3 protein-coding genes are annotated in these 3,312 nt (G+C 65.7%); 2 read left to right on the plus strand and 1 reads right to left on the minus strand.

Going from position 1 to position 3,312, the window contains the following annotated elements:
- Positions 1–1,073 precede the first annotated feature (1,073 nt).
- Positions 1,074–2,018 carry a LysR family transcriptional regulator gene (locus AC5JJ6_RS05340; RefSeq protein WP_496041049.1) on the minus strand — a complete coding sequence of 315 codons (945 nt, stop codon included), beginning with the start codon at positions 2,016–2,018 and terminating at the stop codon, positions 1,074–1,076.
- A gap of 102 nt (positions 2,019–2,120) precedes the next feature.
- Here AC5JJ6_RS05340 and AC5JJ6_RS05345 point away from each other — a divergent pair, with 102 nt between their 5' ends.
- Positions 2,121–2,885 (plus strand): SDR family oxidoreductase, encoded by a 765-nt coding sequence (locus tag AC5JJ6_RS05345; RefSeq protein WP_496041050.1) that lies wholly within the window; start codon positions 2,121–2,123, stop codon positions 2,883–2,885.
- 77 nt (positions 2,886–2,962) lie between these two features.
- Complete coding sequence (locus AC5JJ6_RS05350) at positions 2,963–3,262, plus strand: oxidoreductase (protein ID WP_496041051.1); 300 nt, start codon at positions 2,963–2,965, stop codon at positions 3,260–3,262.
- Positions 3,263–3,312 lie beyond the last annotated feature (50 nt).

Genomic DNA, 3,312 nt, shown 5'->3' on the forward strand with positions numbered 1-3,312 from the left:
TCGGCCACCGCCATTCCGTCCGGCAAGTGCGATATCGCGTCCTCTGCGCCAGGGGCCGGATGATGCGTTCCCGACGCTCCACTTCCCGCTAAGCCTTATCGCTGGCCGTCCGATGGATTCAACCCAGTCCTGCCCCATGCCAGCACCTCTACGGGGAAAGCCCATGCCACGCTGTCCGCCGAACCTGGACAGATTTCCGGCGATCCTGGTAGAATTCCGCTGATCCAGGAAAACGGACCACATTGTTTTATCAAGCTTTTGTGTCCAGTGATTCAGGAAAACTGACAACGGCGCTGCCGCTGTTGTCGGCCGTGATACAAGGGCAAGGGGCCGGCGAGCCGCTGGAACCGTGCTGCCGCGAGCGCTCCCGCTCAACCTGGCAGGGGCCGCCGGGTTGTGAGCAGTGAGAGGGGCAGGGCGCCGCCAGGCAAGTTCAGGGTTATGGCCATTCAGTCCAGGCGACCACCGGGTTCCAGCTCGGGTGCGGGTGATTTTCTCCGTCGCGTCCTCGAACGGGCAGGGGCGGGCTGTTCGACGTCATTCCGGCGCCGGGATCGCGGCTTGGACGTGGTCCTGCTCTCGCTGCCAGCATCGCTGCTGACCCGCACGGTTGAACGCCACAGCAAATAGTTGTTCTCGCGCCGCGTCCGGCTTTCCGGCAGCAGGGCAGGCGGCACCCGGCAGTCCGGCTCCCCAGGCCGTGGACCCCAGGCCGCTAGCCAGGCATTCTGCTCTTCCAGAATCGCAAGCCGGTCGCGCCACAGATCATCAGGGGTGACCCAGTGCGGTTGGGCTGGTGTGCCACCAGTTATCGACAGGAGTGCCGCTGCCAGCCGGCGCGCCGATGGTGAGGCCGCTGGCTCGGCATACAGAATCCTCCACGCCTCGCGGATCGCCTCGTCAATCTCCAGGTCCGTCACGCTGATCCCCAGTGGAATGCCTCTCGATCCTCCTGCATATCCGGAACCGCACCATGGGACCAGCCAGGATGTCGTGCGGAGGAACCATTCTTGGCTGCTGGCTCCTTCAGGCCGCCGCAATCAACCTAATCACCATCAGACCGGCTGCCTTGGTCACCGCGCCCGATCCAGGCATGCGTCCCAAGGTGCCGGCGACGGGAAAACCTCGTCGAGGAAGGCGAGGAACGCCCGGACGTTCGGGCTGCCCCGTCGGCTCTCGGGCCACAGCGCCGTGACGGCGAAGCGATCGACCGCAAAGTCGGCCAGGATGGGGATCAGCATGCCGCGTGCGACATAGGAGGCAGCGATGTAGGTGGGCGAGATACCGATGCCGCCCCCGGCGGCCAGGACGGCCGCCACGGCATCGCTCACATCAACCGTGATGCCCGGACTGGGCGTGATCTCCACAACGCGCTCGCCGATCCGGAAAGGCCAGCGAAGCGCCAGACCGGAACTCTGGTAACGGAAGTTCACGCACTCGTGGTCCACCAGCTCGTCCGGATGCTGCGGCACTCCCCGTCGGGCGAGATAATCGGGCGACGCGAAGGCGCACAGGCGATGCGGAGCAAGTCGACGTGAGATCAAGCGCGAGTCCGCGAGGTCTCCGACACGGATCGCGACGTCGATCCCCTCGTCGATGAGGTCGGCGACCTGGTCACCCAGGCGCAGGTCGATCGCCAGCTTCGGATGGCGCTCGCGAAAGCGGGGAAGTGCCGGCGCCAGAAGATGCACGCCGATGGGCAGGGGGGCCGTGACCTTCAATGTTCCCGCGGGCTCCGCCCGGGCCGCCATGGCAGCCTGTTCGATCTCCTCGGCTTGCTGCAGCAGCCGCAATGCACGCTCGTGCAGATCCCGTCCTTCCGGTGTCAGGGTCAGAGACCGTGTGGTTCGGGTGAACAGGGACAGCCCCAGCTGCTGCTCCAGCCTTTGGACACTTTTGCTGACGGCTGATGGCGACACGGACAACGCGCGCGCCGCTGCCGTGTAGCTGCCAAGGGACGCTGAGCGTGCGAATGCGATGAGGCCGGTCAGCCTCTCAAAGCTGATATGTTCCACCATGGCATGAGTAAAGCGACAATGAGCCTGATTATCAACCAGGTAGTGAGCGAGTAGCGTCTCTCCATCGGCGCCACTGAGGCGCTCACCATACAGGAGCCCGCCATGTCTCAAACCGCTTCCGCCACCGTACCACCGACGCCCTTCAGCTTCGCCGCTCTGCAAAACCGCACCGTTGTCATCATTGGCGGCACCTCGGGCATTGGCCTGTCGGCGGCGATCCAGGCAAAGGAGGCGGGCGCCAGGGTCGTCGTGATCGGCGTCGACCGCAACCGCGCCGCCCAGGTGGCGACCGAGCACGGCTTCGCCGGCTGGCGCGCCGCCGACGTAACGAACGGCCAAGCCGTCGAGGCAGCCCTGGCCGACATTCCCCATGTTGATCATTTGGTGCTGTTGGCCGGGACCTTCGTCGCCGGCAAGATCATGGACGCCGATGTCGATTACCTGCGCCGGGCGTTCGACGAACGCATCTGGGCAGCGGTGACCACGATCCGGGCTCTGGGCGACCGGCTCGCCCCGGATGGGTCCATCACGCTTATTTCCGGTGCGCTCGCCGACCGGCCGACCGCCTCCGGCACCGCCATTCTGGCGGCGGCGTCAGCTGCCATGGAGGCCTTCGCGCGCGGGTTGGTGCTCGAACTGGCGCCGCGTCGCGTGAACACCCTGTCGCCTGGAACGACCGACACGCCGCTTCTGAACCGGACCCTCGGTGACGGGCGCGACGCCTATGTGGCGGCGCTGAAGGAGAAGCTGCCGCTCCGCCGCCTGGGGACATCGAACCAGGTCGGTGCTGCGGTGGTGTTCCTGATGAGCAACGGCTTCATGAACGGCGAAACACTGCACATCGACGGCGGTGCGCGCCTCGTCTGACCACCCACCACAGCGCATCCTTTAAAAGGCCGAGCCGGCGGAAGCCGGCCGCCCTCCGCCAACATGAGAGCCGATCCATGCCGACCCTGTTCGACCCGATCACGCTTGGTGCCATCGAGGCGCCCAACCGTATCCTGATGGCCCCGATGATTCGCGCCCGGGGAACGCGGGACCATGTGCCGACGCCGATGATGGCCGACTACTACGCCCAGCGTGCATCCGCCGGCCTCATCATCAGCGAGGCCATCGGTATCACCCAACAGGGCATGGGCTGGCCCTACGCCACCGGGCTCTGGTCTGCGGAGCAGATCGCCGGCTGGCGCCGCGTCACCGACGCAGTGCATGACGCCGGTGGGCGGATCATCGCCCAGCTTTGATACTGTTGGTCACTTTCCGACATTAACCTCATGCGGCATTTGAGACCAAG

It is taken from the genome of Skermanella sp., assembly GCF_059503625.1.